Annotated in this window: 15 protein-coding genes; 7 read left to right on the top strand and 8 right to left on the bottom strand. The window is 61.9% G+C overall.

All coding sequences use genetic code 11. The features are described 5' to 3' along the window. Positions 1 to 198 precede the first annotated feature (198 nt). Together FBY03_RS00075 and FBY03_RS00070 are read right to left on the bottom strand one after the other, a co-directional pair. Positions 199 to 474: a hypothetical protein gene (locus FBY03_RS00075; protein ID WP_147170141.1), complete on the bottom strand. Its 276-nt coding sequence runs from the start codon at positions 472 to 474 to the stop codon at positions 199 to 201. Next, positions 471 to 692: a helix-turn-helix domain-containing protein gene (locus tag FBY03_RS00070; protein ID WP_147170140.1), complete on the bottom strand. Its 222-nt coding sequence runs from the start codon at positions 690 to 692 to the stop codon at positions 471 to 473. Before FBY03_RS00070 ends, FBY03_RS00075 begins: the two co-directional genes overlap by 4 nt. A gap of 198 nt (positions 693 to 890) precedes the next feature. On the opposite strand from FBY03_RS00070, the gene FBY03_RS00065 reads away from it, so the two are divergent. Further along, positions 891 to 1,220, top strand: a complete 330-nt coding sequence (locus FBY03_RS00065) for a hypothetical protein (RefSeq protein WP_147170139.1) — start codon at positions 891 to 893, stop codon at positions 1,218 to 1,220. A gap of 63 nt (positions 1,221 to 1,283) precedes the next feature. On the opposite strand, the gene FBY03_RS00060 is transcribed toward FBY03_RS00065, so the two are convergent. Then, on the bottom strand, positions 1,284 to 2,189 hold the full coding sequence (locus FBY03_RS00060) for a DUF6685 family protein (RefSeq protein WP_147170138.1): 906 nt from the start codon (positions 2,187 to 2,189) through the stop codon (positions 1,284 to 1,286). Positions 2,190 to 2,339: 150 nt separating this feature from the next. On the opposite strand from FBY03_RS00060, the gene FBY03_RS00055 reads away from it, so the two are divergent. Further along, positions 2,340 to 2,561, top strand: a complete 222-nt coding sequence (locus FBY03_RS00055) for a DUF2835 domain-containing protein (RefSeq protein WP_147170137.1) — start codon at positions 2,340 to 2,342, stop codon at positions 2,559 to 2,561. 86 nt (positions 2,562 to 2,647) lie between these two features. After that, positions 2,648 to 3,676: a quinone-dependent dihydroorotate dehydrogenase gene (locus FBY03_RS00050; RefSeq protein ID WP_147170136.1), complete on the top strand. Its 1,029-nt coding sequence runs from the start codon at positions 2,648 to 2,650 to the stop codon at positions 3,674 to 3,676. Between the two features lie 89 nt (positions 3,677 to 3,765). On the opposite strand, the gene rmf is transcribed toward FBY03_RS00050, so the two are convergent. Beyond that, a complete protein-coding gene (rmf, locus tag FBY03_RS00045) occupies positions 3,766 to 3,981 on the bottom strand; it encodes a ribosome modulation factor (RefSeq protein ID WP_083491746.1) in 216 nt (71 codons plus the stop codon). A gap of 427 nt (positions 3,982 to 4,408) precedes the next feature. Between rmf and rlmKL the strand changes: the two genes are divergently transcribed. Continuing rightward, positions 4,409 to 6,682: a bifunctional 23S rRNA (guanine(2069)-N(7))-methyltransferase RlmK/23S rRNA (guanine(2445)-N(2))-methyltransferase RlmL gene (gene rlmKL / locus FBY03_RS00040; RefSeq protein ID WP_147170135.1), complete on the top strand. Its 2,274-nt coding sequence runs from the start codon at positions 4,409 to 4,411 to the stop codon at positions 6,680 to 6,682. A 75-nt stretch (positions 6,683 to 6,757) separates the two neighbouring features. On the opposite strand, the gene dacB is transcribed toward rlmKL, so the two are convergent. Next, positions 6,758 to 8,200 (bottom strand): D-alanyl-D-alanine carboxypeptidase/D-alanyl-D-alanine-endopeptidase, encoded by a 1,443-nt coding sequence (dacB, locus tag FBY03_RS00035; protein ID WP_147170134.1) that lies wholly within the window; start codon positions 8,198 to 8,200, stop codon positions 6,758 to 6,760. 236 nt (positions 8,201 to 8,436) lie between these two features. On the opposite strand from dacB, the gene FBY03_RS00030 reads away from it, so the two are divergent. Continuing rightward, positions 8,437 to 8,778 carry a YggL family protein gene (locus FBY03_RS00030; RefSeq protein ID WP_147170133.1) on the top strand — a complete coding sequence of 114 codons (342 nt, stop codon included), beginning with the start codon at positions 8,437 to 8,439 and terminating at the stop codon, positions 8,776 to 8,778. A 103-nt stretch (positions 8,779 to 8,881) separates the two neighbouring features. Here the strand turns inward: FBY03_RS00030 and FBY03_RS00025 are convergent, their stop codons facing one another. The 3 genes from FBY03_RS00025 to FBY03_RS00015 all read right to left on the bottom strand — a co-directional run bounded on the left by FBY03_RS00025 (position 8,882) and on the right by FBY03_RS00015 (position 14,643). Next, a complete protein-coding gene (locus FBY03_RS00025; RefSeq protein WP_147170132.1) occupies positions 8,882 to 11,839 on the bottom strand; it encodes an HD domain-containing phosphohydrolase in 2,958 nt (985 codons plus the stop codon). A gap of 149 nt (positions 11,840 to 11,988) precedes the next feature. Further along, complete coding sequence (locus FBY03_RS00020) at positions 11,989 to 13,047, bottom strand: FUSC family protein (protein WP_147170131.1); 1,059 nt, start codon at positions 13,045 to 13,047, stop codon at positions 11,989 to 11,991. Positions 13,048 to 13,311: 264 nt separating this feature from the next. Next, a complete protein-coding gene (locus FBY03_RS00015; protein ID WP_147170130.1) occupies positions 13,312 to 14,643 on the bottom strand; it encodes a deoxyguanosinetriphosphate triphosphohydrolase in 1,332 nt (443 codons plus the stop codon). A gap of 312 nt (positions 14,644 to 14,955) precedes the next feature. Here FBY03_RS00015 and FBY03_RS00010 point away from each other — a divergent pair, with 312 nt between their 5' ends. Together FBY03_RS00010 and FBY03_RS00005 are read left to right on the top strand one after the other, a co-directional pair. After that, positions 14,956 to 15,333, top strand: a complete 378-nt coding sequence (locus FBY03_RS00010; RefSeq protein WP_147170129.1) for a DoxX family protein — start codon at positions 14,956 to 14,958, stop codon at positions 15,331 to 15,333. Between the two features lie 1,110 nt (positions 15,334 to 16,443). Continuing rightward, on the top strand, positions 16,444 to 25,916 hold a 9,473-nt coding region (locus tag FBY03_RS00005; RefSeq protein ID WP_147170128.1), incomplete at its 3' end, for a peroxidase family protein.

The following is a 25,916-nucleotide window of genomic DNA, read 5'->3' as shown; positions in this document are numbered from 1 at the left end:
GGCTTTTTTATGGAACGGCTGTCGGGTAAATCCTATTGTCGACGCTCATGCGAAATACAGGTCAGGTGGTGGGGGCTACCGCTCTCTAGCGTTCTGCTCTCTTGGCGTATGTCATTGCGCCCAGACGCAGTTGATCCGCCAGGCCAGCGATTGTGAAGAATCGCCGCAGGTGACCCCCGTGTGAGCGTCGCATCGCCGCTAAATTAATTCGTGCGGGTATTCGCCATGCCGCAGCTTGAAGTGATGCAGATTGCCGGGCAGCCAGCGATAGTAGAAATAGAACTCGAAGAGCGCAGGGTGGCGGCAGGTGCATAGGGTGAGGGTTGGCGTATGCGCGCAGGGCTTGAAGCTTAAATAGCCGATCGACGAAAAAGGTTCGAAGATGGCGCGCTCTTCTTCCTGCAGGTGGATGGCCTTGCCCCGAACCAGATCGACGGCATGCAGGCACACTTGTGAAAGGCAGACGTGTTTCATCCTTGAGTCCCTTTGGCTTGGTCAAGGCGCTGGAGTAGCACCTGCATGTTGATCAGCCGATGCCGGCCGAAACGGCGAGTGGGCAGGATCCCTTCGTCGATCCATCGAGTCAGCATTTGCTGCTGTTCCTTGAGTCCCGTCAGTTCGGCGAAGCGCTCCTGAGTGAGGTAGCGGGGGCAGCCAACGAAGAGCTCTGAGGCAAGTTCTTCCACTTTCATTCGGCTTCCTGCACCATGACGACCTCCTCGGCAAGCCTGTTCGCTATGGGCCGGTCCCCACATTGTTAGTTTTAGTTACTAATTATTAGTAAGTCAACGGCATAATGATTTTCCGTCAAGGCTGGGTCAACGATGACGAAGAGGCGTTTCCTATTCACTGCTGGCGAGCGGCTTCGGGGTCTGCGGGAGCTGATGGGCTTGAGTCGGCCGGCCTTCGCTGAAATCGTCGGGATAAAACCCAAGCGCTTGGAGAATATTGAGAACGGCTGGCAGAAGATGCACGACGAGGACTTTGAGAAAGTCTGTAGTGTGTTCGAGGAGTTCAGCCGCTGGATCGCTTACGAAGGGCCGGTCGACCGCCACCCGCTGGAACTCAAGGTGGCGGATTCCGCACAGAAGGCGGCGGTCTATTTGGTCAAGTGCAATCCGGATCTGCTGGAAAGCAGTGGTATTTCTCTGGAGGAGTGGGCGAGTCGTCACCAGGCCGTGCTGGATGAGTTGAGTGACAGTGAAGACGGGGCGGGCTGAGCCTAGCAGACCGGGTTACGAGTCGAAACGCAAAGCCCCTTCGCTTAACGGGGTTCTTTATCTTTAACGCGGGTAGGTTTCAGTCGCGTCTTGCGTCGCGAGAGTCTTCAGATAGGCCACCACATCCGCTGCACCGGCCAGGCGCAGGCCTTCACCCAGGGCGGTAGCCTCGGCTGAGTGTTTGGGCAGTAGGAGAAATTCCGCAGCGCCTGGGGTGCGTAGCAGCGACAGGCGTGCGTAGGGCAGGCCGTTATCCAGCAGCAGGCTCATAAATGCCGGGTCGCTCCAAGCGGCGCCGGGCATGGCCAGGACGTGATAGCAGCGTTGCAACTCGGTCAGGCCGTTGACGCTCAAACGGTAGCGGGACAGCTGGGCGGGTAGGAGGACTTCCAGCTCGCGCCGACGGGCATAGGCCACGGCACAGGCGAAGGCTTCGCTGTGATGCTCGCCAGCCCAGAACACCCTCTCGCCATGCCAGCAGGCTTGACGTAGTTCGATGGGCTCGCCAGCGAGAAACCGCGGCAAGGCCAAGCTGATGGTTCTGACGAAGTCTTTGTAGCTAATGATGCGCACTTGGCGGCAGCCTTCGCTGGCCGCGTAATCCTCGAAGCAGGGGAAGTGGGCTTGCTCGGATTCGTTGCTGGACAACCCATCGACCTGACGCAGGTCGAACGATGTCAGCTGCTGCTCATGCACCTCGACGATCCGCATCAGTACCGCACGGGCTTGGGCCTTGTCTTCCTGAACCGGGCCGGAGAGCGCATCACGCGGTAGTTCAACCAGACGATGAAGCTGCGGGCCATCCAGCCAGCAGATGCTATCGCGATGCGCCGGCAGGGGGGCGAATGGCAGGCGAAGGGTGCTTGCGCGCTCCAGTATCTGGCGCGGTGCACGACCGATCAGACCCAGGCGTTGAGCCAGGCCGGTAAGGCGTGAGCTGAGGGTAGCGGGTTGCTCGGGCAGACTCATGGCCGGATACGAACTCCAGGATCACCGACGCCAGTGTGACAGGGCCTTGCGCGCCTTGCACAGCCTATGTCGGACAATGCGACGGGTTTATTACGGGACCTGTGCGCCGCTTGTGGCAAGATTGCCGCACTCATTTGTGAAGGTGCCTCCATGCCCAGTCTGGTACTGGATATTGCGTTATCTGCCGAGCGTTTACGGGCAATCTATCAAGGCCGCGCCAACCGCATTCTGCTGCAGAGCCGCGACGGTCGCCGGGTCAGTCTGCCGGCTCATCATGTGCGGCCGTTTTTGACCCATGAGGGTGTCTACGGCGCCTTTGAGTTGGAGTTTAGCGCGGCTGGCGAATTAGTGAACCTGCGGCGTTTGAACTGAAGTGCCAGGGCGCCTCGCGTGCAGGGCGTCTGGACGGCTATAATCGCTGGCTTCCCGACTTCACCCTTATCGAGCTAAGCCTGCCCATGTATACCCTGGCCCGCGAGCTGCTGTTCAAACTCTCTCCGGAGACCTCCCACGAACTGTCTATCGACCTGATCGGCGCTGGCGGTCGGTTGGGCCTCAATGCTTGGCTGAACAAAGCGCCTGCCAGCCTGCCGGTCAAGGTCATGGGCCTGGAGTTTGCCAACCCAGTCGGTTTGGCAGCCGGCCTGGACAAGAATGGCGATGCCATCGATGGCTTCGCCCAGTTGGGCTTTGGCTTCGTCGAAATCGGTACCGTGACGCCCCGTCCGCAGCCGGGCAACCCTAAGCCGCGCCTGTTTCGCTTGCCGAAGGCCGAGGCGATCATCAATCGCATGGGTTTTAACAATCAGGGTGTCGATCATCTGCTGGCACGGGTGCAGGCGGCGAAATTCAAGGGTGTACTGGGTATCAATATTGGCAAGAACTTCGATACCCCAGTCGAGCGCGCGGTGGATGACTACCTGTTATGCCTGGACAAGGTCTACACCCACGCCAGTTACGTCACGGTCAACGTCAGCTCGCCGAACACCCCAGGCTTGCGCAGCCTGCAGTTTGGTGACTCGCTCAAACAGCTGCTCGAAGCCTTGCGCCAGCGCCAGGAAATCTTGACTCAGCAACATGGCAAGCGGGTACCGCTGGCGATCAAGATAGCCCCGGACATGAGCGACGAAGAAACCCAGCAGGTAGCCGCCGCGCTGGTGGAGGCCGGGATGGACGCGGTGATTGCGACCAATACCACGCTGGGCCGTGAGGGGGTCAAAGGGCTGGAATTTGGCGATGAAGCGGGCGGTCTGTCCGGTGCGCCGGTGCGTGACAAGAGCACGCATATAGTCCAGGTGTTGGCCAGCGAACTGGCCGGGCGCTTGCCAATCATTGCCGTAGGCGGCATCACGGAAGGCAAGCACGCGGCCGAGAAGATCGCCGCTGGCGCCAGTCTGGTGCAGATTTATTCAGGGTTTATCTATAAGGGGCCGGCGTTGATCCGCGAAGCGGTTGATGCAATTGCCGGGCTGCCACGTAAGGCATGAGCGCAATAAAAAGGGCTCCCTGAGGGAGCCCTTGGGCTTGCGCCCGCGGCCCTGATGGGACCGCATGGTGAAGTCAGTAGGTTCCTTGTTCAGCCGACAGCGTGAAGTTCGTTGAGTCGATGGATACCGGCGGTGCCGGTCATGCCGTCCCAGTTATCACCGCGACCTTCGCGCCAGCCGTTTAACCAGGCTTGGCGAACGGAGGGAAGAGTGAAAGGACACATTTCACGGGATTTACCACTGATGCCGTATTGATAGCCGCGCAAAAAAGCTTTGTCTAACGGATCACGCTTAAGTCTTCTCATAGGGTGTTGCCCTCACTTGTTGACTGTTATGTCCCTTAGACCTCGTGGCGAGGTCGGGCAGAAAGTATCTGCCATCGGTGTTCGCTGCCGGCGTCGCGAACCTCCTGTGCCCTCGCCCTTGCGGCGACGGCCTAGGTAGATTTCTATCGAATGCTTGAGTGCCTGTGAATGATCGTTTTGTCATAAAGGCGCAATGCTTTTGAGGGTGTGGCCATAAGGCGGGTCAGGAAATGCGCCGCTTTTGCAGGTGGGCACCGCTGTCATGGGCGTTTGCGCTGTGTGTACTGGTGTTATGCCATCGCAAAAAACTCGCGATTGCGAGCATTGTTTATTCCGACGAAGGGTCGCGCTGCGACTTTTTGTCACTTATTTTGGCTGTGTTGATTGCTCTTCACGCCGCTTATTGCCTTAGGCACTGGATATTCCCATGTCGGATCGTTACGAACTCTTTCTCACTTGCCCCAAAGGCCTGGAAGGCTTGCTGCTCGAGGAAGCCAGCAATCTGGGGCTCGAGGAGGCGCGCGAACATACGTCCGCCATCCGCGGCATGGCCACGATGGAGATTGCCTACCGGCTGTGTCTGTGGTCGCGGCTGGCCAACCGTGTGTTGCTGGTGCTCAAGCGCTTCTCGGTGCAGGACGCCGAAACCCTCTATGAAGGCGTGCTGGAGGTGGACTGGTTCGAACACCTGGAGCCTGACGGTAGCCTGGCAGTGGAGTTCAGCGGTAATGGTTCGGGTATCGACAACACCCATTTCGGTGCGCTGAAAGTCAAGGACGCGATCGTCGACAAGCTGCGTCAGGCCGATGGCACGCGTCCATCGATCGACAAGCTCAACCCGGATCTGCGCATCCACCTGCGCCTGGATCGCGGTGAGGCGATTCTGTCGCTGGACCTCTCCGGGCACAGCCTGCATCAGCGTGGCTATCGCCTGCAGCAAGGCGCTGCGCCGCTCAAGGAAAACCTCGCCGCGGCGGTGCTGATTCGCGCCGGCTGGCCGCGCATTGCCGCCGAAGGTGGCGCGCTAGCCGACCCCATGTGCGGTGTGGGCACTTTTCTGGTGGAAGCAGCGATGATCGCTGCCGACATCGCGCCGAACCTCACCCGTGAGCAGTGGGGCTTCAGCAATTGGCTGGGTCACGTGCCGGCCCTGTGGAACAAACTGCATGCCGAGGCCAAGCAGCGCGAGGCCGAAGGCCTGGCCAAGCCGCCGTTATGGATTCGTGGCTATGAAGCCGACCCGCGGCTGATTCAGCCGGCGCGGAACAATATCGATCGCGCCGGGCTGAGCCACTGGATCAAGGTCTACCAGGGTGAAGTGGCGACCTTCGAACCGCGCCCGGATCAGAACCAGAAAGGCCTGGTGATCTGCAATCCGCCCTATGGCGAGCGGCTTGGCGATGAGGCCAGCCTGTTGTACCTCTACCAGAACCTCGGTGAGCGTCTGCGCCAGGCTTGTATGGGCTGGGAGGCCGCGGTGTTCACCGGTGCGCCCGATCTGGGCAAGCGCATGGGGATTCGCAGCCACAAACAGTACGCCTTCTGGAACGGCGCCTTGCCGTGCAAGTTGTTGCTGATCAAGGTGCAGCCGGAGCAGTTCGTCACCGGCGAGCGGCGCACGCCGGAGCAACGCGAGCGTGAGCGGGAGCAGGCTGAAGCCGCCAAGGCGCCGCTGGAGCCGCAAGAGCGTCAGTACAACAAGAACGGCAATCCGATCAAGCCGGCGCCTGTACCGGCCCCTGTCGTCGAACAGGCGCGCCTGAGCGAAGGTGGGCAGATGTTCGCCAATCGCCTGCAGAAGAACCTCAAGCAGTTGGGCAAGTGGGCGCGCCGTGAAGGGGTCGAGTGCTACCGGCTGTATGACGCCGATATGCCGGAGTACGCCCTGGCGATCGATCTGTATGAAGACTGGGTACACGTGCAGGAATACGCCGCGCCCAAGTCAATCGACCCGGAAAAGGCCCAGGCGCGCTTGTTCGATGCCCTGGCGGCGATCCCGCAGGCGCTGAATGTCGACAAGAGCAAGGTGATCATCAAGCGCCGCGAGCGCCAGGCAGGCAGCAAGCAATACCAGCGGCAGAGCAGTCAGGGGCAATTCATGGAGGTGAACGAGGGCGGCGCCAAGCTGCTGGTCAACCTCACCGATTACCTCGACACCGGGCTGTTCCTCGATCACCGACCGCTGCGCTTGCGCATCCAGCGTGAGGCCGCCGGCAAGCGCTTCCTCAACCTGTATTGCTACACCGCCACCGCGACCGTACATGCGGCCAAGGGCGGGGCGCGCAGCACCACCAGTGTCGATCTGTCGAAGACCTACTTGGACTGGGCGCGGCGCAACCTGTCGCTCAATGGTTTCTCCGACAAGAACAAGCTGGAACAGGGCGATGTGATGGCCTGGCTGGCGGAAGATCGCGGCGAGTATGAGTTGATCTTCATCGACCCGCCGACCTTCTCGAACTCCAAGCGCATGGAGGGCGTGTTCGACGTGCAGCGCGACCACGTGCAATTGCTCGACTTGGCCATGGCGCGCCTGGCCCCGGGCGGGGTGCTGTACTTCTCCAACAACTTCCGCAAGTTCCTGCTCGATGAGGGGCTGGCGACGCGTTATGCGGTGGAGGAGATCAGCGCGACGACCCTGGACCCGGACTTCGCCCGCAACCCGAAAATCCATCGGGCCTGGCGCCTGACCTCGCGCGGCTGATCGGCTTGCGTGGCGCGGTCTTGGCCGCGATTGAGTCTTCAGCTCATCGCGGCCAAGCTCACTCCCACACGTTCGTCAGCGGGTTTTCGGCTGGCGATACAGATCAACCAGCACTTGGTCGAGAATCGCCGAGGCGCCCCAAGGCTTGGGGTCGTTGAGGATCGCCACCACAGCCCAGCTATTGCCATTGCTGTCGCGGCTGAAACCGGCGATGGCGCGCACATTGTTCAGCGTCCCGGTTTTGATATGCGCCTCGCCGACCAGGGCGGTGCGTAGCAGGCGTTTGCGCATGGTGCCATCCATTGCCACCAGTGGCAGGGAACTGATGAACTCGGCGGCATAGGGGCCGTTCCAGGCCAGTTGCAGGATCTTCGCCATCTCCCGGGCGCTGAGTCGCTCGGCGCGGGACAAGCCGGAACCGTTCTCCATTACCAATTGCGAGGCGGTGATGCCTTTGCGTGCCAACCAGGCGCGGATCACCCGCTGTGCGGCCTTGGCATCGTCACCGTCGGCTTCGTTGCGAAAGCGCGCGCCGAGGCTCAGGAACAACTGTCGAGCCATGGTGTTGTTACTGTATTTGTTGATGTCGCGGATGATCTCCACCAGGTCCGGGGAGAAGGCGCGGGCGAGCAGGCGGGCGTCCTTCGGGACTTCGGCCATGCGGTCCTTGCCGAGGATGCTGCCCCCCAGTTCCTGCCAGATGGCGCGCACCGTGCCGGCGGCATAGCTCGGGTGGTCGAGCAGCGACAGGTAGGTCTGCGCGCTGCAGCCCGCCGCCAGCTTGCCGGTGACGATTACCGTGGTGCCGTCGAACTGTTTCACCGGGTTGTAACGCACGTCCGGCCAGCCTGGGCATTTGCCGGCTTTGAGTGATTTGACCTGGTTGTCGATGCGGATGTTGGCAATCGGTGGCTCGGCGGCGATATGCACGGTGCCGGCCTCGTTGCGCGCGATGAAACGCAGGGCCTTGAGGTTGACCAGTAGGGCGTCGGGGGTGACCAGGAAGGGCTTGTTGGAGTCGCCGCCGTCATCATTGAAGGTGGGCAGTTGCGGCTGGTTGAAATGGCTGCGGTCGAGTACCAGGTCTCCCGTCACCTGGCGCACCCCGTTGGCGCGCAGGTCACGCAGCAGCAACCAGAGCTTCTCCATATTCAGCTTGGGGTCGCCGCCTCCTTTGAGAAACAGGTTGCCGTGCAGTACGCCGTCCTTCAGTGCGCCGTCGGTGTAAAACTCGGTTTTCCACTGGTACGTAGGGCCGAGCAGTTCCAGTGCGGCATAGGTGGTCACCAGCTTCATGGTCGAAGCCGGGTTGACCGAAATGTCGGCATTGAAAAAGGTGCTGTTGCCCGGGCCGTTAAGCGGCAGGGTAACCAATGACAGCGACCTTGAATTGATCTTGTTGGCTTTCAGCGCCTGCTGCACCTTGCTGGGCAAGCTGCTGTCGACGGCGGCGTTGAGGGGTAAGGCGAGCGGCAGTAACAAGCCGGCGATGGCCAGCTGACGCAGGGTTTTGAGCATGGGGAAGGTACCCTCCGGGCGAGGGCTGAAAAGGACGCGTGGCCTATGCGCACGGTCCCACAGCGGGTTGGCAGATTGTGGCGCATTATGCCCGAAGGCCAAGGCGCCAGGGCGGCTCTACGACCAGCGTGCGCAAGTTATTTATTGGCCCCCGGTGGTTCGGTTGACAGAGAGTCGGGCATGTCGGGCGCTAAGCTGCTAAAGTGCCGCGCGTTATCACTCTTGAGGATTGTTCCATGGCTACCAACCGTTCCCGCCGTCTGCGCAAAAAACTCTGCGTGGATGAATTCCAAGAGCTGGGTTTTGAGCTGAACCTGAACTTTAAAGAGGACCTGACCGACGAAGCCGTTGATGCCTTCCTCGATCAGTTCCTCAGTGACGCCATGACCGCCAACGGTCTGGGTTATGTGGGCGGCGATGACTATGGCCTGGTGTGCCTGGCCAAGCGCGGCTCGGTCAACGAAGAGCAGCGCGCCGCTGTCGAGGCCTGGTTGAAGGGTCGCAGCGAGCTGGTCGACTTCAATGTCAGCCCGTTGATGGATGTCTGGTACCCGGAAGCTCAGGTCAACCCGGCCTGATGTCTGCCGGCCGGGCATGCGCAACGCATGCCCGGCCGTTGTTTAGCCCCGCTACCCCGCATCACCCTGTACCTGCCTGCAGTCCTGCCCTGAACCCCGTCATTTAGTCCGCCAGTCCGGCTTTCTTCAGCACGCTGTGTTCATCCACGGCATCGATTTGCTGCGCCTGCATAAAACGCTCGGCGTAACGTTGATAGATTTTCGCCCGCACGAACAGGGCAAACAGCTCCGGGTCGATGTGCGCGCCTTTGCACATGTCCGCCATGAGGTTGAGTGACTCGGAAAGCAGCTTGCCTTTCTTGTAGGGCCGGTCCGCCGCGGTCAGTGCCTCGAAGATATCGGCAATCGCCATCATCCTGGCCGGCAGGCTCATCTGTTCGCGGCGCAGGCGTTTCGGATAGCCCGAGCCGTCCATCTTCTCGTGATGGCCACCGGCGATTTCCGCGACATGCTGCAGGTGCTTGGGGAAGGGTAGGCGACTGAGCATCAGGATGGTCTGCACGATGTGGTGGTTGATGATGTAGCGTTCCTCGGTCGTCAGGGTGCCGCGGCTGATGCTCAGGTTGTACAGCTCGCCGCGGTTGAACTTGTATTGCGGCACCTGCAACTTGAAGCCCCAGGGATTGTCTGCGGGAATGATTTCGGCAGCCGGGCGCTCGAACAAATGTTCGGGGCGGTCGGCCAGCAAGGGTTCGCTGACGGGCAGGTTCGGTGCTGGCTGTCGTGCTTGGCGCCGGGCTTCTTCCCATGACACGCCGAGGCGGTCATCCAGGGTGCGCACCCAGCTGCGCTCGGCGATCTGTTGCAGGCGTTCCAGGTCGGCGTCGGCCATGGTTTCGCCGCCCAGATTGCTGCGCGCGACGAAGGCGAACTCCTCATCCAGGGTCGCCAGCAGTTCATCACGCAGGGTGGCCAGCGGTGCCTCGGCGCCGCCTTGTGCACGAGCTTTCCAGTAAGCGATCCAGGCGTCGCGTTTGAGGACCTCGAAACGGGTGCGCACTTCATGGATGCGATCGTAGAGGGTCTCCAGTTTGGTCGCCTTGTCCACCACGTATTCCGGGGTAGTGACTTTGCCGCAGTCATGTAACCAGGCGGCGATATGCAGGGCTTCCCACTCTTCGGCGCTGGGGTGGTAGTCGTGAAAGGCGGGCTCTTCACTGTCTGCCGCCGCGTGGGCGAGCATCAGGGTGATTTCCGGTACACGTTGACAGTGACCGCCGGTGTAAGGGCTCTTGGCGTCGATGGCGCCGGCGATGAGCTGGATGATGGCATCGAGCAGGCGTTTCTGTCGCTCCAGCAAGCGCTGGCTTTCGATACACAATGCGGCGACGCCGGAGACCGCTTCGATGAAGGCCAGGCGTTCGGGGCGTTGGATGAGCAGGTCGGATTCTTCGCCAGAGTCGCAGTGCAGCAATACCAGCACGCCAACGGTGTCGCCCTGGCGATGGTGCAGGCCGGTCGCGATCAGGTGAACGCGAGGGCAGTCGAGGGCTTGCAGCAGGCGCTGGTATTCGCCGGCCTGGTCGAAACCAATAGTGGTGACTGTGCTCTTGCCGCCATTGGCCGGTTGTTGCAGCCAGTCGGGCAGTGGCTGGCCATCTTTTTCGTAGGCCGGGATGCCGTGCAGCGCGAGGCTGTGCGTTTGGTCATTGAGGATCAGCGCCTGTGGCGCCAAGCGCCCGCTTTCGGCGTCGATCAGGTAGATCAAGCCACCTTGCGCCTGGCTGATGCCCACGGTTTCTTCCAATACGCGTCTGAGCAGGGCATCGAAGCGGGTTTCGGCCGACAGACTGGCGGCGATCTCCAGGAAGCTGGCGATGGTCTCTTTCATCCGGGTCATGGACTCGGCCAGCTGGTCGACCTCCAGTACCGGTGAGTGACCGCTGGCGGGGTAGCTGAAATCGAAGCGGCGGATCGCCTCGGACTCCAGCACCAGTCCACGCAGGGGCCTGACGATGATGCGCGAGGCCAGCCAGCCCAGCGGCAGGCTCAGCAGCAGGATGCTCAGGGTGACCAACGCGCTTTGCCAGCGGATGGCGTAAGCGTCGGCCAGTAGTTCTTCTTCCGGCACCAGCAATGCCAGGTACAGACCCTGCGGCCCGCCTTCCTGCAGGTGGCTGAGCGACGTTACCCAGCGCTTCTTGTGCAGTTGCATGACCCGCTGTTGTGGGCCGGCCAGGCCATTCGCCAGCAGTGCGTCCAGCGCCGGGCTGAGGTCGCGCGCCGGAACCTGGTGCGGGGTGTCGTTGTGCCGCACCAGGCGCGTGCTGTCGGGATAGGCCACGGCATTGCCCGCGGGGTCGAACAGGATGACTTGGCTGTTGGCCGTGACCTGGTGTTGCGCCAGGGTGGCGGAAAGATCGACCAGGGTCAGGTCGGCGCCCAGTACGGTCTTGTCATTGCTGTGCAACGCGATGGTGGTGCCCACTTCTCTGCTGGAGAAAAATACATACGGGGCTGTGGTGTAGTGCTCGTCGCTGAGCAGGGCGCTGTTGTACCAGGGGCGAGCGCGTGGGTCGTAAGACTCCTTGAGGTTCTGGCGCCAGCTGAGCAACTGCAGGTTGTCGTCGAAGAACAGGTACTCGGAGTCTGGGCGTGCCTGGCCCAAACGGTTGATGCTCCATACCTGGAATGCCGCCTTGGCCGGTGCGTCGAAGGCTTTCTTCAGCGTGTCGCTGCGTAGCGGGCGAACCATGAAGAAGTCGCCGTCCGCATAACCCAGGTACAGCGAGGCGAGTTTGGGGTTGTCGCGCAGGGCCTGGACGAACAGCGGTAGCAGCATCATGCGCTGGTAGCGATCGAGCCCTTGAATCTGCTCGCCATGGCTCAGCAAGCTGAGCAGGTTACGAATCGGTTGGTAGGTGTGCTCGATATCCCGTTGCACATCCTGCTGGATGCGTTCGAACAGCTTGGCGCTGCTGGAAAAAATGATCTGCGAGGTCTGCCGATAGTTGAACAGCCCCAGCGCCACACCGGTCAAGAGCAACAGCAAGGTGAACAGTGCACTGATATGGACGTGGAGTGGGAATCGGCGAGTAGGAGACCGGGTGCTGATGGGCATAGCGCGTCACTCCATGGGTTGCGCCGTGGTCCCAGGAAGCATAGTGAACGGACGGTCAAACTGCCGACTAAAAGCGATTTCGTATAAGTGGGCTGCAGGCCTGTGCCACCACGCCGCCAGCGGATTGCGCTGTGTCTATCGGCTCGGGGCTACCGTTGCAGGGCCGTCCGGCGCTTCGCGCGCTGGTCCAGCCATTGGCGCAGGCCGTGCATCAGCAGGGCGACAAACAACGTCAAAAGTACGCCGATCAGTGCGTTGAACAGGCGTATTTCGGCCAGGTTCCAGTCCTGCGACAGGCTTTCGGCGAGCAGGACGAAGATCAGGGTGGTTTGCATCACGAACAGACCATAATGATTGGCTTGCAGCGCTCGGCTGAGGGCGATCAGTGGCAGCAGACTGGCGACCAGCAGCGCTGGGTTCTGCAGGCTGTGGCCGAACAGAATCAACAGTCCCGCTGCGCCGAAGCTGGCCAGGCTCGATTGCAGGGCGCGCACCAGGCTGCCCTGAAACTCCAGCTGCAGCGTGGTGACCACGGTCAAGGTCAGCCAATAGCCGCGTTGCAGTCCTGTCAGGTTGACGATCAGGCCGGCAAGCGAGAGGGCCAGGGTGCAGCCCAGTGCATGCAGGCGCCACTGCCGTTGCTGTAGGCGCTTAGCGCGACGCTTCAGTACTTTCAGAATACTGATGAAACGCGGCATGTACGGCCACATGCGCAGGCCGTGCATACCGCGCAGGCCAAATGCCAGCAGCATCACCCAGAGCCCGCCGAGGATGAACAACATCGCCACCGCATAGGGGTTATGCAGATGGCCGATGCCCTGCTGACCTTGGCCCAAGCACAAACAGACCGCCAGGCCGAGGCCCAATTTAGCGGACTCGGTGCCGAAGCGTTGCAGCCAGGCCAACAGGAAGCCGAACGCAGCGAACAGGCACAGGCTGATCAGCGGCTGGCTTGCCGCCCAGAAGCCCAATCCGGCGCTGCAGGCGCCGAGGCCGATGAGTAGCAACATGCGCAGCATGCCGAAACGGTGCAAGGGGTTGGCTTGAGCGGCTAGAAACGCACCGGCCGAGACCCACAAAAAACCCGAGTGGGCACTGAACAGGCCGAGCAGCAAGGGCAGGGCACAGCCGAAACCTGCCACCATTGCCGGTCCCCAGGCGAGTGGACCGGCATGCCAGGTCAGGGTTTGTCGCAGGATACTTTTCATCGCTTAGAGCCTATCCGTACTGTGCTATGCATCACTGATGCTGCGATAAAAATGGCTATGGGCACCACCTTGCCCGCCGCTCGTAGGGTGGGCTAGCCGTAGGCGTAACCCACCACCCCTGCTGAACGCGCAGGTGCTAGGTAACACTGTTGTGAGCCGTGTCCGTCGCGGCCCCGCTGGTGGGTTACGCCGCTTCGCGGCTAACCCACCCTACAAAAGCGGCGGCTCGGCGCTACAGGTCATGGGTGCATAGCCTTTCATTAGTTACACCGGGCTCGAACGCCCCGTCATTTCACGTGCCATCTCAGTAGCGTAGCTGTCGGTCATGCCGGCGATAAAGTCGATCATGCGCAGGAATGAGCTGTGTAACGGCCAGCTCGGGTCCGGCGCGTTGTTGCCGAGCAGATCGAGAATGCGCCGGTGCTTGAACGAAGGCGTGCGTCCGCCGTGCTGCTCCAGGGCCGCGCCGCAAAAGGCGTTGAGGAGGATTTCCAGGGTGGTGTAGGCGCCGATCTCATGCAGGGTTTTACGTTTGTCCTGGAAGATTTTCTCCCGGGCCATGGCTTTGGCGCTTTGTACGCAATGCTTGGCCGGACCATGCATGTGTTCGACCAGGTCGCCCTGCAAGGTGCCGGCGAGCAACGCCTGCTGTTGTTCGACAAAGGCATGGGCGGCGGCGTTGGTCAGGTGTTCGATGGCCTTGCCGCGCAGGATCGCCAGCTTGCGCCGCTTGGAGTCTTGCGGGCCGAGTTGGCGGTAGGTTTCCGGCAGGTCGTCACCGACCAGGCCGAGCAGCAGGGACTCGACTTCGCTGTAGTCGAGCAGCTCCATTTCCAGGCCGTCTTCCAGGTCGATCAGGCCATAGCAAATATCGTCCGCCGCCTCCATCAGATACACCAGGGGGTGGCGCGCCCAGCGCTGCTCTTCGATTTGCGGCAGGCCGAGTTTGTGGGCGATCTGCTCGAGCAGCGGCAGCTCACTCTGGTAGCAGCCGAACTTGTGCTTCTTATAGCCGAGCGCCTCGGCATGGCGGGCGGTCCAGGGGTATTTCAAGTAGGTGCCGAGGGTCGCGTAGGTCAGCCGTGTGCCGCCATCGAACTGGTGGTACTCCAACTGGGTGAGCACCCGAAAGCCCTGAGCATTGCCCTCGAAGTTGAGAAAGTCATTGCGCTCGGTATCGCTCATCGCATCCAGCCAGCCACGTCCGGCAGCCTGCTGAAACCAATGGCGAATCGCATCCTCGCCCGAATGGCCAAACGGCGGGTTGCCGATGTCATGGGCCAGACACGCCGATTGCACGACCATGCCCAAATCGCTCGGCTCACACCAGTCGGGCAGGGCTGGGCGAATCATCTCGCCGACGCGCATGCCCAGCGAACGGCCGACACAACTCACTTCCAGCGAATGGGTCAGGCGCGTGTGGATATGGTCGTTGCTCGATACCGGATGTACCTGAGTCTTGCGGCCCAGGCGGCGAAAGGCGCCGGAGAAGATGATGCGGTCGTGATCTTTATGAAAGGGAGTGCGGCCCAGTTCGTCGACGCTGTGCGTTGGTTTACCGAGCCGTTCGCGGTTAAGCAGTGTTTGCCAGTCCAAGGCCAGTCCTCGCCATTCAGTGGCTGATGGGCCTAGCTTCGGGGTTAGCGCGATGGGCCGCAAGTCCTAACAACGCGTCTTGCGGCGGGTTGCACCGGGCGCTGCTGAGTTTATCGCCGATCTGGCCTGAAGTGGCGGGGGCCGCTGGGCGTTGCTAAGGTCAAACCAGAGCGCGAATGGAAGCATCCCGCCAGTACGGGGGCGTGTTTCACGAGTTGCAGGTTTCCCGCTCAGGCACCCCACGGGGCTATTCGGTGAGTGAGTTCAACGCTAAACGCTGGATGAAGCGGTTTTCTTTCAACAGGAGGTTCTATGAATAATGCAATCGTCTTGATCGCCCGGCTGCTGCTTGCCCATATCTTCGTGTTGGCCGGGGTGGGCAAGATCACCGGTTATGCCGGTACGCAGGGCTATATGGAGAGCATGGGCGTGCCGGGCGCACTGTTGCCTCTGGTGATCTTGCTGGAGCTCGGCGGTGGTCTGGCGCTGATCATCGGGTTCCTGACGCGCTGGGTCGCCCTGGCATTTGCCGCGTTCTGTGTAGCCTCGGCGCTGATTTTTCACATGAACTGGAGTGATCAAACGCAGATGATCATGTTCATGAAGAACGTTGCTCTGGCAGGCGGTTTTCTGCTGCTCTACGTGCAAGGTGCTGGCGCCTTCAGTCTTGACGCGCAGCGCGGCAAGTAAGTGTTTGCCAGCGACGCTGAGCGCCTTTGGTGCTTGGCGTCGCTGGGGTTTTGATGGATCCCAGCAATAACCACCCCCAACACAGACTTCAGTGCTAAGCATGCACATGCTCGAACTGACAAGTTGAGGCGTCGCAGCACGGTGCTGGCCGGCTTTCTGTCGAACAGCCGCAGCACCAGACTCTCAGCGCTTGATGGCCTGCAATTGGTCACGCAAACGCCACCCCTGTCTCGGCCTTCAACCCTCCGCACTTGAGTTAATCACCTGGCCGTTCAGGCCATGAGGTCGCTCACCATTGATGATGCGCTGGGGCCGCACTGTAGGCAGTCACCTGCATTGACCGCTGATTACCGGTCACCCTTGGGCTGGTAAACCCCACCCATGTTTAGCGCTCGGCATAAATAGAACTCAGGCCACTCGAGTCGGCTCGCTTATGCGTATCCGTAGATCAATTGTGGTTATTGGTTTCACACATAAGTCGACGTCTCGACTTTCAGCGCTATTAATCTTGGTGAAAGTAGTGAAAGTGTCGGCTTTAGTTGGGTGTATGTGAAACTATTGTTAGTTGGATGTGAATTTTTCTTTAAGTTGAGTGTGAAAAATTTGTAATTTACAATATATAAGTTTTCGTATATTTATCAATTACTTACAATCGCTAAGTTATTTTTTAATTTTTAATGGTTGATATATTGACAGGGTCTGCTGCCGGTACTTTATTCAAGACGTGAGTGAGTGCTGGTGAAGCATATTGCGCAGGAGAGGGCGCAGTGGCTTATGCCAGCCACCGACGGAAGAGACACACTATGAACAGTGTTTCGCGTCACCTGAAAGCACAGCTTTTTTCGCTAGGGCATTTCTTCGATCCACAACTCCGTGGGCCACCCTATGCCTGAGGCTCAACGCCGAACCTTGCTTCGGCGTTGATGGGATAAAGCCAAACCATGTTGGGCGCTGATCAGCACAGGCTATCGGTGTAGAGAGCGTTTGGCCCTATCCCTGGCATTAGTCATTTTCTGAATTGCAACGCTGAGCCACGCCTTTGCGAGGTCGATGCATGCCCGTGGCTTTATGTTTTTGCGCTTCTGCGCCTTGAACATTGAGGTAATAGCCATGGCCAACTTCATCCAGTCCGATCTCGAGTTCATTCTCGAACAAATTTTCATCGCCGAACGGCATGCGTCAGGCGCGAGTCTGGCTGACCTGCTGCCGAACGTGGAAGTACCCTTCGGCCTGCGCACCGTCACCGGCATCTACAACAACCTGGCCGCTGACCAGATTCAGTTCGGCGCCGCCAACACCATCTTCCCGCGCCTGTTGCCGCCGGAGTTCAATACCGCGCAGGTCCGGCCGGCTGGCTTCTTCGGTCCCGCCGACCCTGGCGGAACCACGCCGACCTCCTACCTCCAGACCAGCGGCGCCGTCTTCGACTCGCAACCGCGCACCATCAGCAACCTGATCGTCGACCAGACCGCCAACAACCCGGCGGCGGTCGCGGCCGCGGCAGCCAACCCGGATTCACAGGTCGTCACCAGCCCGGGCCTCGACGGTCTCTTCGGCACTGCCGACGACAAGACCGTCTTCAATATCCCTAACATCACGCCGGACGCTGCCCTGACCGTGCCGTTCAATGCGTGGATGACCTTCTTCGGCCAGTTCTTCGACCACGGCCTGGATCTGGTCACCAAGGGCGGCAGCGGCACGGTGTTCATTCCGCTGCAGCCCGATGATCCGCTTTACGTCCCGGGCAGCCCGACCAACTTCATGGTGCTGACGCGGGCGACCAATCTGCCCGGCCCGGATGGCATCCTCGGCACCGCCGATGACATCCACGAGCAGAGCAATACCACCTCGCCGTTCGTCGACCAGAACCAGACCTACACCTCGCATCCCTCGCACCAGGTGTTCCTGCGCGCTTATGAGTTTGACGCCGCCGGCCATCCGCTTGCCACCGGCAAGCTGATCACCAATCGCGACTTGGGCGCCGATGGGCATTTCGGCACCGCTGACGACGTCGAAATCGGCGGCATGGCGACCTGGGCGGTGGTCAAGGCCCAGGCCCGTGATCTGCTCGGCATCAACCTGACCGATGCCGACGTGTTCGACGTGCCGCTGCTCGCGACCGACGACTATGGCAATTTCATCAAGGGGCCTAACGGCTTTCCCATGGTCATGATGAAGGGCGCCGATGGCATTGCCGATACCGCAGATGACTTTCTCGTCGAGGGTAATCCGGCCGCGCCAATCGACCTGACCAACGCCGTGCGCACCGGCCACCAGTTCCTCATCGATATCGCCAATGCCGCCAACCCTGTTGATGCTCAGACCGGCGCCATGCTGGCGCCCGATGCAGACAACGTCGCTGGCGGGCCGGTAGCCGCAGGCTTCTACGACAACGAGTTGCTGGATGCGCACTACATAGCCGGCGACGGCCGGGTCAATGAGAACATCGGCCTGACCACCGTACACTCGATCTTCCACTCCGAACACAACCGGCTGGTCGAACAGACCAAGGGTGTCGCCCTCGCCTCCAACGACCTCGCCTTCCTGAACAAGTGGCTGATGCCCAACGCCCAACTGACGGCGCTGCCGGTGACGCCGGCCGATATCGCGGCCCTGCACTGGAACGGCGAGCGGCTGTTCGCGGCCGCCAAGTTCGGTACCGAAATGCAGTACCAGCACCTGGTGTTCGAGGAGTTCGCGCGCACCATCCAACCGCAAATCGACGTCTTCCTGGCACCCATGGGCAACGACACCACGATCGACGCGTCGATCGTGGCCGAGTTCGCGCATACGGTTTATCGCTTCGGCCACTCGATGCTGGTGGAGACAGTCGACCGCTTCGACCCGAACTTCAACCCGGTTGTCGCCGACCCGCTGCACCCGACGAACGATCAGCAACTCGGCCTCATCGCCGCCTTCCTCAATCCGCTGGCCTTTGCCGCGAGCGGCCCCACCCCTGAGCAGGCGGCTGGCGCCATCGTGCGCGGCCTGACCCGCCAGGTCGGCAACGAGATCGACGAATTCGTGACCGAAGCCGTGCGCAACAACTTGCTGGGCCTGCCGCTTGATCTGCCGGCCATCAATATCGCCCGTGGCCGCGATACCGGCATTCCGTCGCTGAACGCGGCGCGGCGCGAGTTCTACAAAATGACCGGCGACAGCCAGTTGCTCCCCTACACGAGCTGGGCCGATCTGGTGCAGCACCTGAAGCACCCGGAATCGCTGATCAACTTCATTGCGGCCTATGGCACTCACGCGTCCATCCTCAGCGCCACTACGATGGCGGACAAGAGGGCGGCGGCCGTGCTGCTGGTGCTTGGCGGCGCCGGTGAGCCGGCGGATCGCCTGGACTTCCTGCACAGCACCGGTGCCTGGACCAGCAACGCCGGTGCGGACGGTATTCTGCACACGCCAGACGACGTGACCACCACCGGCCTGGACGCCATCGATTTCTGGATCGGCGGTCTGGCCGAGGAGAAGATGCCCTTCGGCGGCCTGCTGGGTTCGACCTTCAACTTCGTCTTCGAAACCCAGTTGGAAAATCTGCAGAATGGCGACCGCTTCTACTACCTGGCCCGCACCGCGGGACTCAACTTCGGCACCGAGCTGGAGAGCAACTCATTCGCCCAACTGGTCATGCTCAACAGCGACGCAACCCACCTGCCGGCTAACATATTCCAGACGCCGGCCTTCATCCTGGAAACCGACCCGACGCACCAGTTCAACCCGAGCGTAGTGGCCGGGCCCGACGGCATCGTCGGCACGGCCGACGATCTGCCCGCCAACGCCGATCCCTTTGGCCCGTCGAACCACCCGATTGGCTCGCCCCGCGATGACTTTTTCACCCCGCTGGTGATCCGCGACAACCCCGACACCCCCGGGCCTGACACCAACTACCTGCACTACACCGGTGGCGATACCGTGGTGCTGGGCGGCACGCCTGGCGATGACATCCTGATTGCCGGCGACTCGGACGACGACACCGTCTATGGCGACGCCGGCAACGATCGGATCGACGGTGGCTACGGCAACGACAACCTCTTTGGCGGTGCCGGCGACGACATCATCACCGACATCGGCGGCGACGACGTGATCCAAGGCGGCGACGGCAACGACGTCATCCAGGCCGGCAACTCTACCCTGGCCGGCAACAATCTGGTCCTCGGCGGTGCGGGCAAAGACTTCATCATTACCACCGAAGACATCTCGATGATCTTCGGTGGCACGGGCGACGACTTCATCCTCGGCAACAAGGTCAACCTCTCGCCACAGGGCGGCGAAGGCGACGACTGGATCGAGGGGGGCACCCAGGACGGCGCGGTCGGCGACAACAATAGCCCCACGTTGTCCGACGATGTGCCAGGCAACGACATCTTCATCGGAAAGGGTGGATTCGATGAAATGATCGGCGAAGGCGGCGACGACATCTTCGTCGGCAGCGACGGCCCGGACAAGATGGACGGCATGTCGGGCTTCGACTGGGCGACCTACAAGGACGACAAATACGGCATCAGCATCGACATGCGCCTCCCGATCGAAAGCCCCCTGCGCGGGACACCCAACGCTTCGGGACAAATCGTGGGCGCGGTGGCGCAATCGCCAGATTCGATCCTCGACCGGTTCGCAGAAGTGGAAGGGCTGTCGGGCTCGCGCTTCGCCGACATCCTGCGCGGCGACGATCAAACCGCCGCCATCATCGCCAACATCACTGCCAGGGGCAGCATCCTCACCAACTTCGCTCTCATCAACGGCCTGCGGGCCTTGCTTGGCGAGGCCGCAAACGGCCCGGATGGCATCGCCGGCACGGCCGACGATCAGTTTGGCGCGGGCAACATCATCCTCGGCGGCGACGGCAGCGACATCATCGAGGGCGGCGGCGGCAGCGATGTCATCGATGGCGACAGCTGGCTTAACGTGCGCATCAGCGTGCGCCAGAACCTGGACGGCACCGGGCCGGAGATCGCCAGCTTCGACAGCATGGTGCCGATGATCCCGTTCATGCTGAACCGCACCTACAACCCCGGCCAGCTCGTCATCGTGCGTGAAATCATGCCCGGGACATCCGTAGGAGGGGCTGCTTTCGACACCGCCAACTTCCTCGGCCCGCGGGCGAACTACACCATCACCGTCAACGGCGTCGTCGTCGATCCGGCGGTTCCCCTCAATGTCGGCGCCAACGATATCGTCACAGTGACCGACAATGTCGGCAAGGAAGAGACCGATCGCCTCACCCACATCGAGCGGCTGCAGTTCTCCGATCAGGCGGTGGTCCTGACGCCCGGGCTCAACGCCGAGCCGGTGGGCGCGCTGACGGTGAGCAACACCGCGCCTACCGTCGGCCAGAAGCTGACCGTATCGGCGGCCGGCATCAGCGATGCCGACAACGTAGGCGGGGCGATCCACAATTCCATCAGTTACGTGTGGCAGTTCGAAGCGGCCCCGGGCTCGGGCATCTTCCAGGACATCATCCTCGCACCCGGCCGCATCGGCATCGGATTCCCGAGGGCGGACGGCCCAACTTTCACGGTGACGTCGGATCTCGCCGGGCTGGCACTGCGTGTCAAAGCCTTCTATGCGGACGATCATGGCGTGACCGAGCAGGTCTTCTCGGCGCCAACGACAGCGGTGGCGGCCGGCGCACTCGTTCCCCCAGCGGCACCGTCACTGATCGATCCACAGACCACCGCCCCCAGCAACGGGGTGCGCTACACACAAGCCGATCTGGCGTTCATTCTTGACCAGATCAAGGTGGCAGAACACCAAGCGGCCGGTGAGAACCTGGTCTCGCTGCTGCCGAACATACGGATGCCTTTCGGTTTGCGTACAGTCGACGGATCGTTGAACAATCTGCTCCCGGGCCAGTCCGAGTTCGGCGCCGCCGATACGGTATTCCCGCGCCTGACCACACCGAACTTCCGCCCGGCCGAAGCCGGCACGAGCTATACCCAGACCAGCGGCCTAGTGGTCGATTCACAGCCGCGCACCATCAGCAACCTGATCGTCGATCAGACCGCCCACAACCCGGCGGCGGTCGCGGCCACGTTCGATCCCGGTCCGGATGGTGTCCTTGGCACTGCTGACGATGTGTTGAAGGCCGGTGCGCAGGTCGTCACTGGAACCCGTACCGACGGCACGACGTTCCAGACCTTCTTCAATCCGAACGTGAGCCCCGACGCGGGCCTGACCGCGCCCTTCAATCAGTGGATGACCTTCTTCGGCCAGTTCTTCGACCATGGCCTGGACTTGGTGACCAAGGGCGGTAGCGGCACCGTGTTCATCCCGCTGCAACCGGACGACCCGCTGTTCGTGCCGGGCAGCCCGACCAACTTCATGGTGTTGACCCGCGCCACCAATCTGCCCGGCCCCGATGGCATCCTCGGCACCGCCGACGACATCCACGAGCAGACCAACACCGACTCGCCGTTCGTCGACCAGAACCAGACCTATGGTTCGCATCCCTCGCAACAGGTGTTCCTGCGCGCCTATGCGCTGAATGCCGCCGGCGCTCCGGTTGCCACCGGTAAGCTGATCGTCAACCGCGACCTCGGCGCCGACGGTCACTTCGGCACCGCCGATGATAGCGTGATCGGCGGCATGGCCACCTGGAAGGTGGTCAAGGCGCAGGCGCGTGACATTCTTGGGATCAACCTGACCGATGCCGACGTCGACAATATTCCGCTGCTCGCCACCGATGCCTACGGCAATTTCATCAAGGGCCCGCATGGCTTACCGCAGGTAGTGATGAAGGGGGCCGACGGCATTGCCGGGACCGCCGATGACGTGCTGGTGGAAGGCAACCGACTGGCGCCGATTGACCTCACCAACGCAGTGCGCACCGGTCATGAGTTTCTGGTCGACATCGCCCACAATGCGGTGCCGGTGTTCGGTGCCGGCGGGGCCTTGATGCCGGACAGCGACAGTGTGGTGGGTTTGTCCGAGCCGGGCACCTACGACAACGAGTTGCTCGACGCGCACTACATCGCCGGTGACGGCCGGGTCAATGAGAACATCGGCCTGACCACCGTGCACCACATCTTCCACTCCGAACATAACCGGCTGATTGATCACACCAAAGCAGTGGTTCTGGCGACGGCTGCGAGCGGTGACGTGTCGTTCCTGAACGAGTGGCTGCTGACGCCTGTCACTGCCGTTCCCGCCGATACCACCACGCTCGACTGGAACGGCGAGCGGCTGTTCCAGACGGCGAAGTTCGGCACCGAGATGCAGTACCAGCACCTGGTGTTCGAGGAATTCGCGCGGATGATTCAGCCGATGGTCGATCCCTTCTTCGCCCCGGGTCAGGTGTACGACACCGAGATCAATCCGGCGATCGTCGCCGAGTTCGCGCACACCGTCTATCGCTTCGGGCACTCGATGCTGCTCGAGCAGGTCGACCGGCTGGACCCGAACTTCGCCTCGAGCGATATCGGGCTGATTCAAGCCTTCCTCAACCCGCTCGAGTTTGCGGCCAGCGGCCCCACCCCGGAAGAGGCGGCCGGTGCCATTGTGCGTGGCATCACCCGCCAGGTGGGCAACGAGATCGACGAGTTCGTGACCGAAGCCCTGCGCAACAACCTGCTGGGCCTGCCGCTCGACCTGCCGAGCATCAACCTCGCACGCGGTCGCGATACCGGCATTCCGTCCCTGAACGCGGCGCGGCGGGAGTTCTATGGGCCCACCGGCGATGCACAGCTCAAGCCCTACACGAGCTGGGCCGACTTCGTGCAGCACATGAAGCACCCGGAGTCCCTGGTCAACTTCATCGCCGCCTACGGCACGCATTCGAGCATCACCGCCGCTACCACGCTGGCGGGTAAGCGCGCCGCGGCTGCGGACCTGGTGTTCGGCGGCGCCGCCGCGCCGGCGGATCGGGTCGACTTCCTGAACAGCTCCGGCGCTTGGGCGAGCGCCGCCAACGGCGTCACCATCACCGGCCTGGACAACGTCGATTTCTGGGTCGGCGGGCTGGCCGAGGAGAAGATGCCCTTCGGCGGCATGCTTGGCTCGACTTTCAACTTCGTCTTCGAGAACCAGATGGAGAAGCTCCAGGACGGTGACCGCTTCTACTATCTGGAACGCACCGCCTCGCTGGACTTTGGCGCCGAGCTCGAGAACAACACCTTCTCCGCGCTGGTAATGGCCAATACCGACGCAACCCACCTCCCGGCCAGGGTTTTCCTGACGCCGGCCTACATCCTGGAGGTCAACCAGGCGCACCAGTACAACCCGAGCGTGATCGCTGGTCCCGACGGCATCGTTGGCACGGCCGACGATCTGCCGGCCAGCGCCGATCCCTTCGGTCCGTCGGACCACCCGATCGGCTCACCGCGCACCGACTTCCTCACGCCGCTGGTGATCCGCGACAATCCTGCCACCCCTGGGCCCGACAGCAACTACCTGCACTACACCGGCGCCGAAACGGTAGTGCTGGGCGGCACGCCCGGCAACGATATCCTCATCGCCGGCGACTCGGACGATGACACTGTCTATGGCGACGCCGGCAACGACCGGATCGACGGCGGCTACGGTAACGACCAACTCTTTGGCGGTCCCGGCGACGACATCATCACCGACATCGGTGGCGACGACGTTATCCACGGCGAGGACGGCAACGACGTCATCCAGGGCGGCAACGGCCTCAACCTGATCCTCGGCGGCGCCGGTCAGGACTTCATCATCACCGGCGAGGACGCGGCCGACACCAGCGGCGGCCTGGGCAACGACTTCATCCTCGGCAGCAAGGCCAACGAGTTCGCGAAAGGCGGTGAAGGCGACGACTGGATCGAGGGCGGCTCCGCCGACGGCGTGGCCGGCGACAACTTCGACCCATTTGGCAACGATCCGATCGACGGCAACGACGTCTTCAAGGGCGATGGCGGCCCGGACAACTTCGACGGCGAAGGCGGTGATGACATCATGATCGGCAGCCCCAGCGAGGCGGACCGGTTCATCGGCTTCTCCGGTTACGACTGGGCGACCTACAAGGACGATCCGGTCGGCGTGACCATGGGCCTCAATTCCAGACTGCGCTTCTTCGATCAACCGGCGGTGCCCGGCTCCACTGCGTCGATCCTTGCCCGGTTGGACCTGGTGGAAGGGTTGTCGGGATCGTCCCACGCCGATTTCCTCAGCGGCGACGACTCCACTGCGGCACTGCTCGCCATCGCCGGGGCCAAGGGCAGCGTGCTCACCAACTTCGACCTGATCAATGGCCTGCGGGCCTTCGTCGGCAGCGCTGCCGCCGGCCCCGACGGCCTCGTGGGCACCGCCGACGACCGGTTCGACGGGGGCAATATCATCCTCGGTGGCGGCGGCAGCGACATCATCGCAGGCCGCGGCGGCGACGACTTGATCGACGGCGACAAGTGGCTCAACGTGCGTATCAGCGTGCGCGCCGGCATCGACGCCAACGGTCTGCCGACCGGGCCGGAAATCGCCACCTTCGACAGCATGAAGCCGCTGGTCCCGCTGATGTTGAACGGCACCTACAACCCCGGGCAACTGCAGATCGTCCGCGAGATTCTGACGGCGACCGGTCCCAACTTCGACACTGCGCTGTATTCCGGGCGGTTGTCGGACTACACCGTGGTCGAGAACCTCGACGGCACCGTTACGGTCATCGACAATGTCGCGAACAGGGACGGCACCGACCGTCTCAGCAACATCGAACGGCTGCAGTTCAGCGATCAGGCGATTGTGCTCGGCGGTGTGAACTCGGCGCCAGTCGGCTCGCTGAGGATCGACGATCCCACGCCAGCCGTCGGCCAACAGCTGACCGTGTCGGCGGCAGGCATCACTGATGCCGACAATACCGCGACCGGCGGCGCGATCACCGGGCCCATCAGTTTCTTCTGGCAGTTCGAGCCGACTCCGGGCTCGGGCGTCTTCGAGGACATCACCTTCTTTGCCGCCGGAGAGGTCGCGCGCGCGGCGGGCACCACTGTCACGGTGGGCACGGATCTTAGGGTGCCGCCACCGGCGTTCCTCATCGGCGCCGTGCCGGCTATTCCGCAGCTGGTCGTGGCAACGGGGCTGGCTCTGCGCGTCCGGGCGGTCTACAAAGATCAAAACGGTGTGCTGGAGCAGGTGTTCTCGGCGCCGACCGCACCGATCACGCCGCTCGGCACGGGCAGCGTCAACGTCCTACCGGTTGGCACGGTGCTGATCAGCGATACCACTCCGAATCTAGGCCAGCTGCTGAGCGCAACCAATGCGTTCACCGACGCTAACGGACTCGTCGGCGTGGTGTTCAGCTTCCAATGGCAAGCCGGTAGCGGCGCGATCTTTACCGATATCGCCGGTGCGACTGCCGCGACGTTCACGCCCACTGATGTACAAAACGGTCAGCAACTGCGGGTCGTTGTGAGCTACACCGACAACGGTAATACCTTCGAGTCGGTCACATCTGCGGCGACGGCGCCAGTGAGTAATCTGATCATTGGCACGCCGGGGAACGATGTGTTGAACGGTACGGTGTTCGCTGATGAGATCCAGGGGCTCGCTGGGAACGACTCGCTCTTCGGTTTCGCGGGCAACGATGTGCTCATAGGTGGCGCCGGCAATGACGTGCTCAGTGGTGGCTC

The organism is Pseudomonas sp. SJZ079 (assembly GCF_007993865.1).
Taxonomy (GTDB): domain Bacteria; phylum Pseudomonadota; class Gammaproteobacteria; order Pseudomonadales; family Pseudomonadaceae; genus Aquipseudomonas.
Note: the sequence above shows the minus strand (reverse complement) of the source record. Positions and strands in the feature narration are given on the sequence as shown.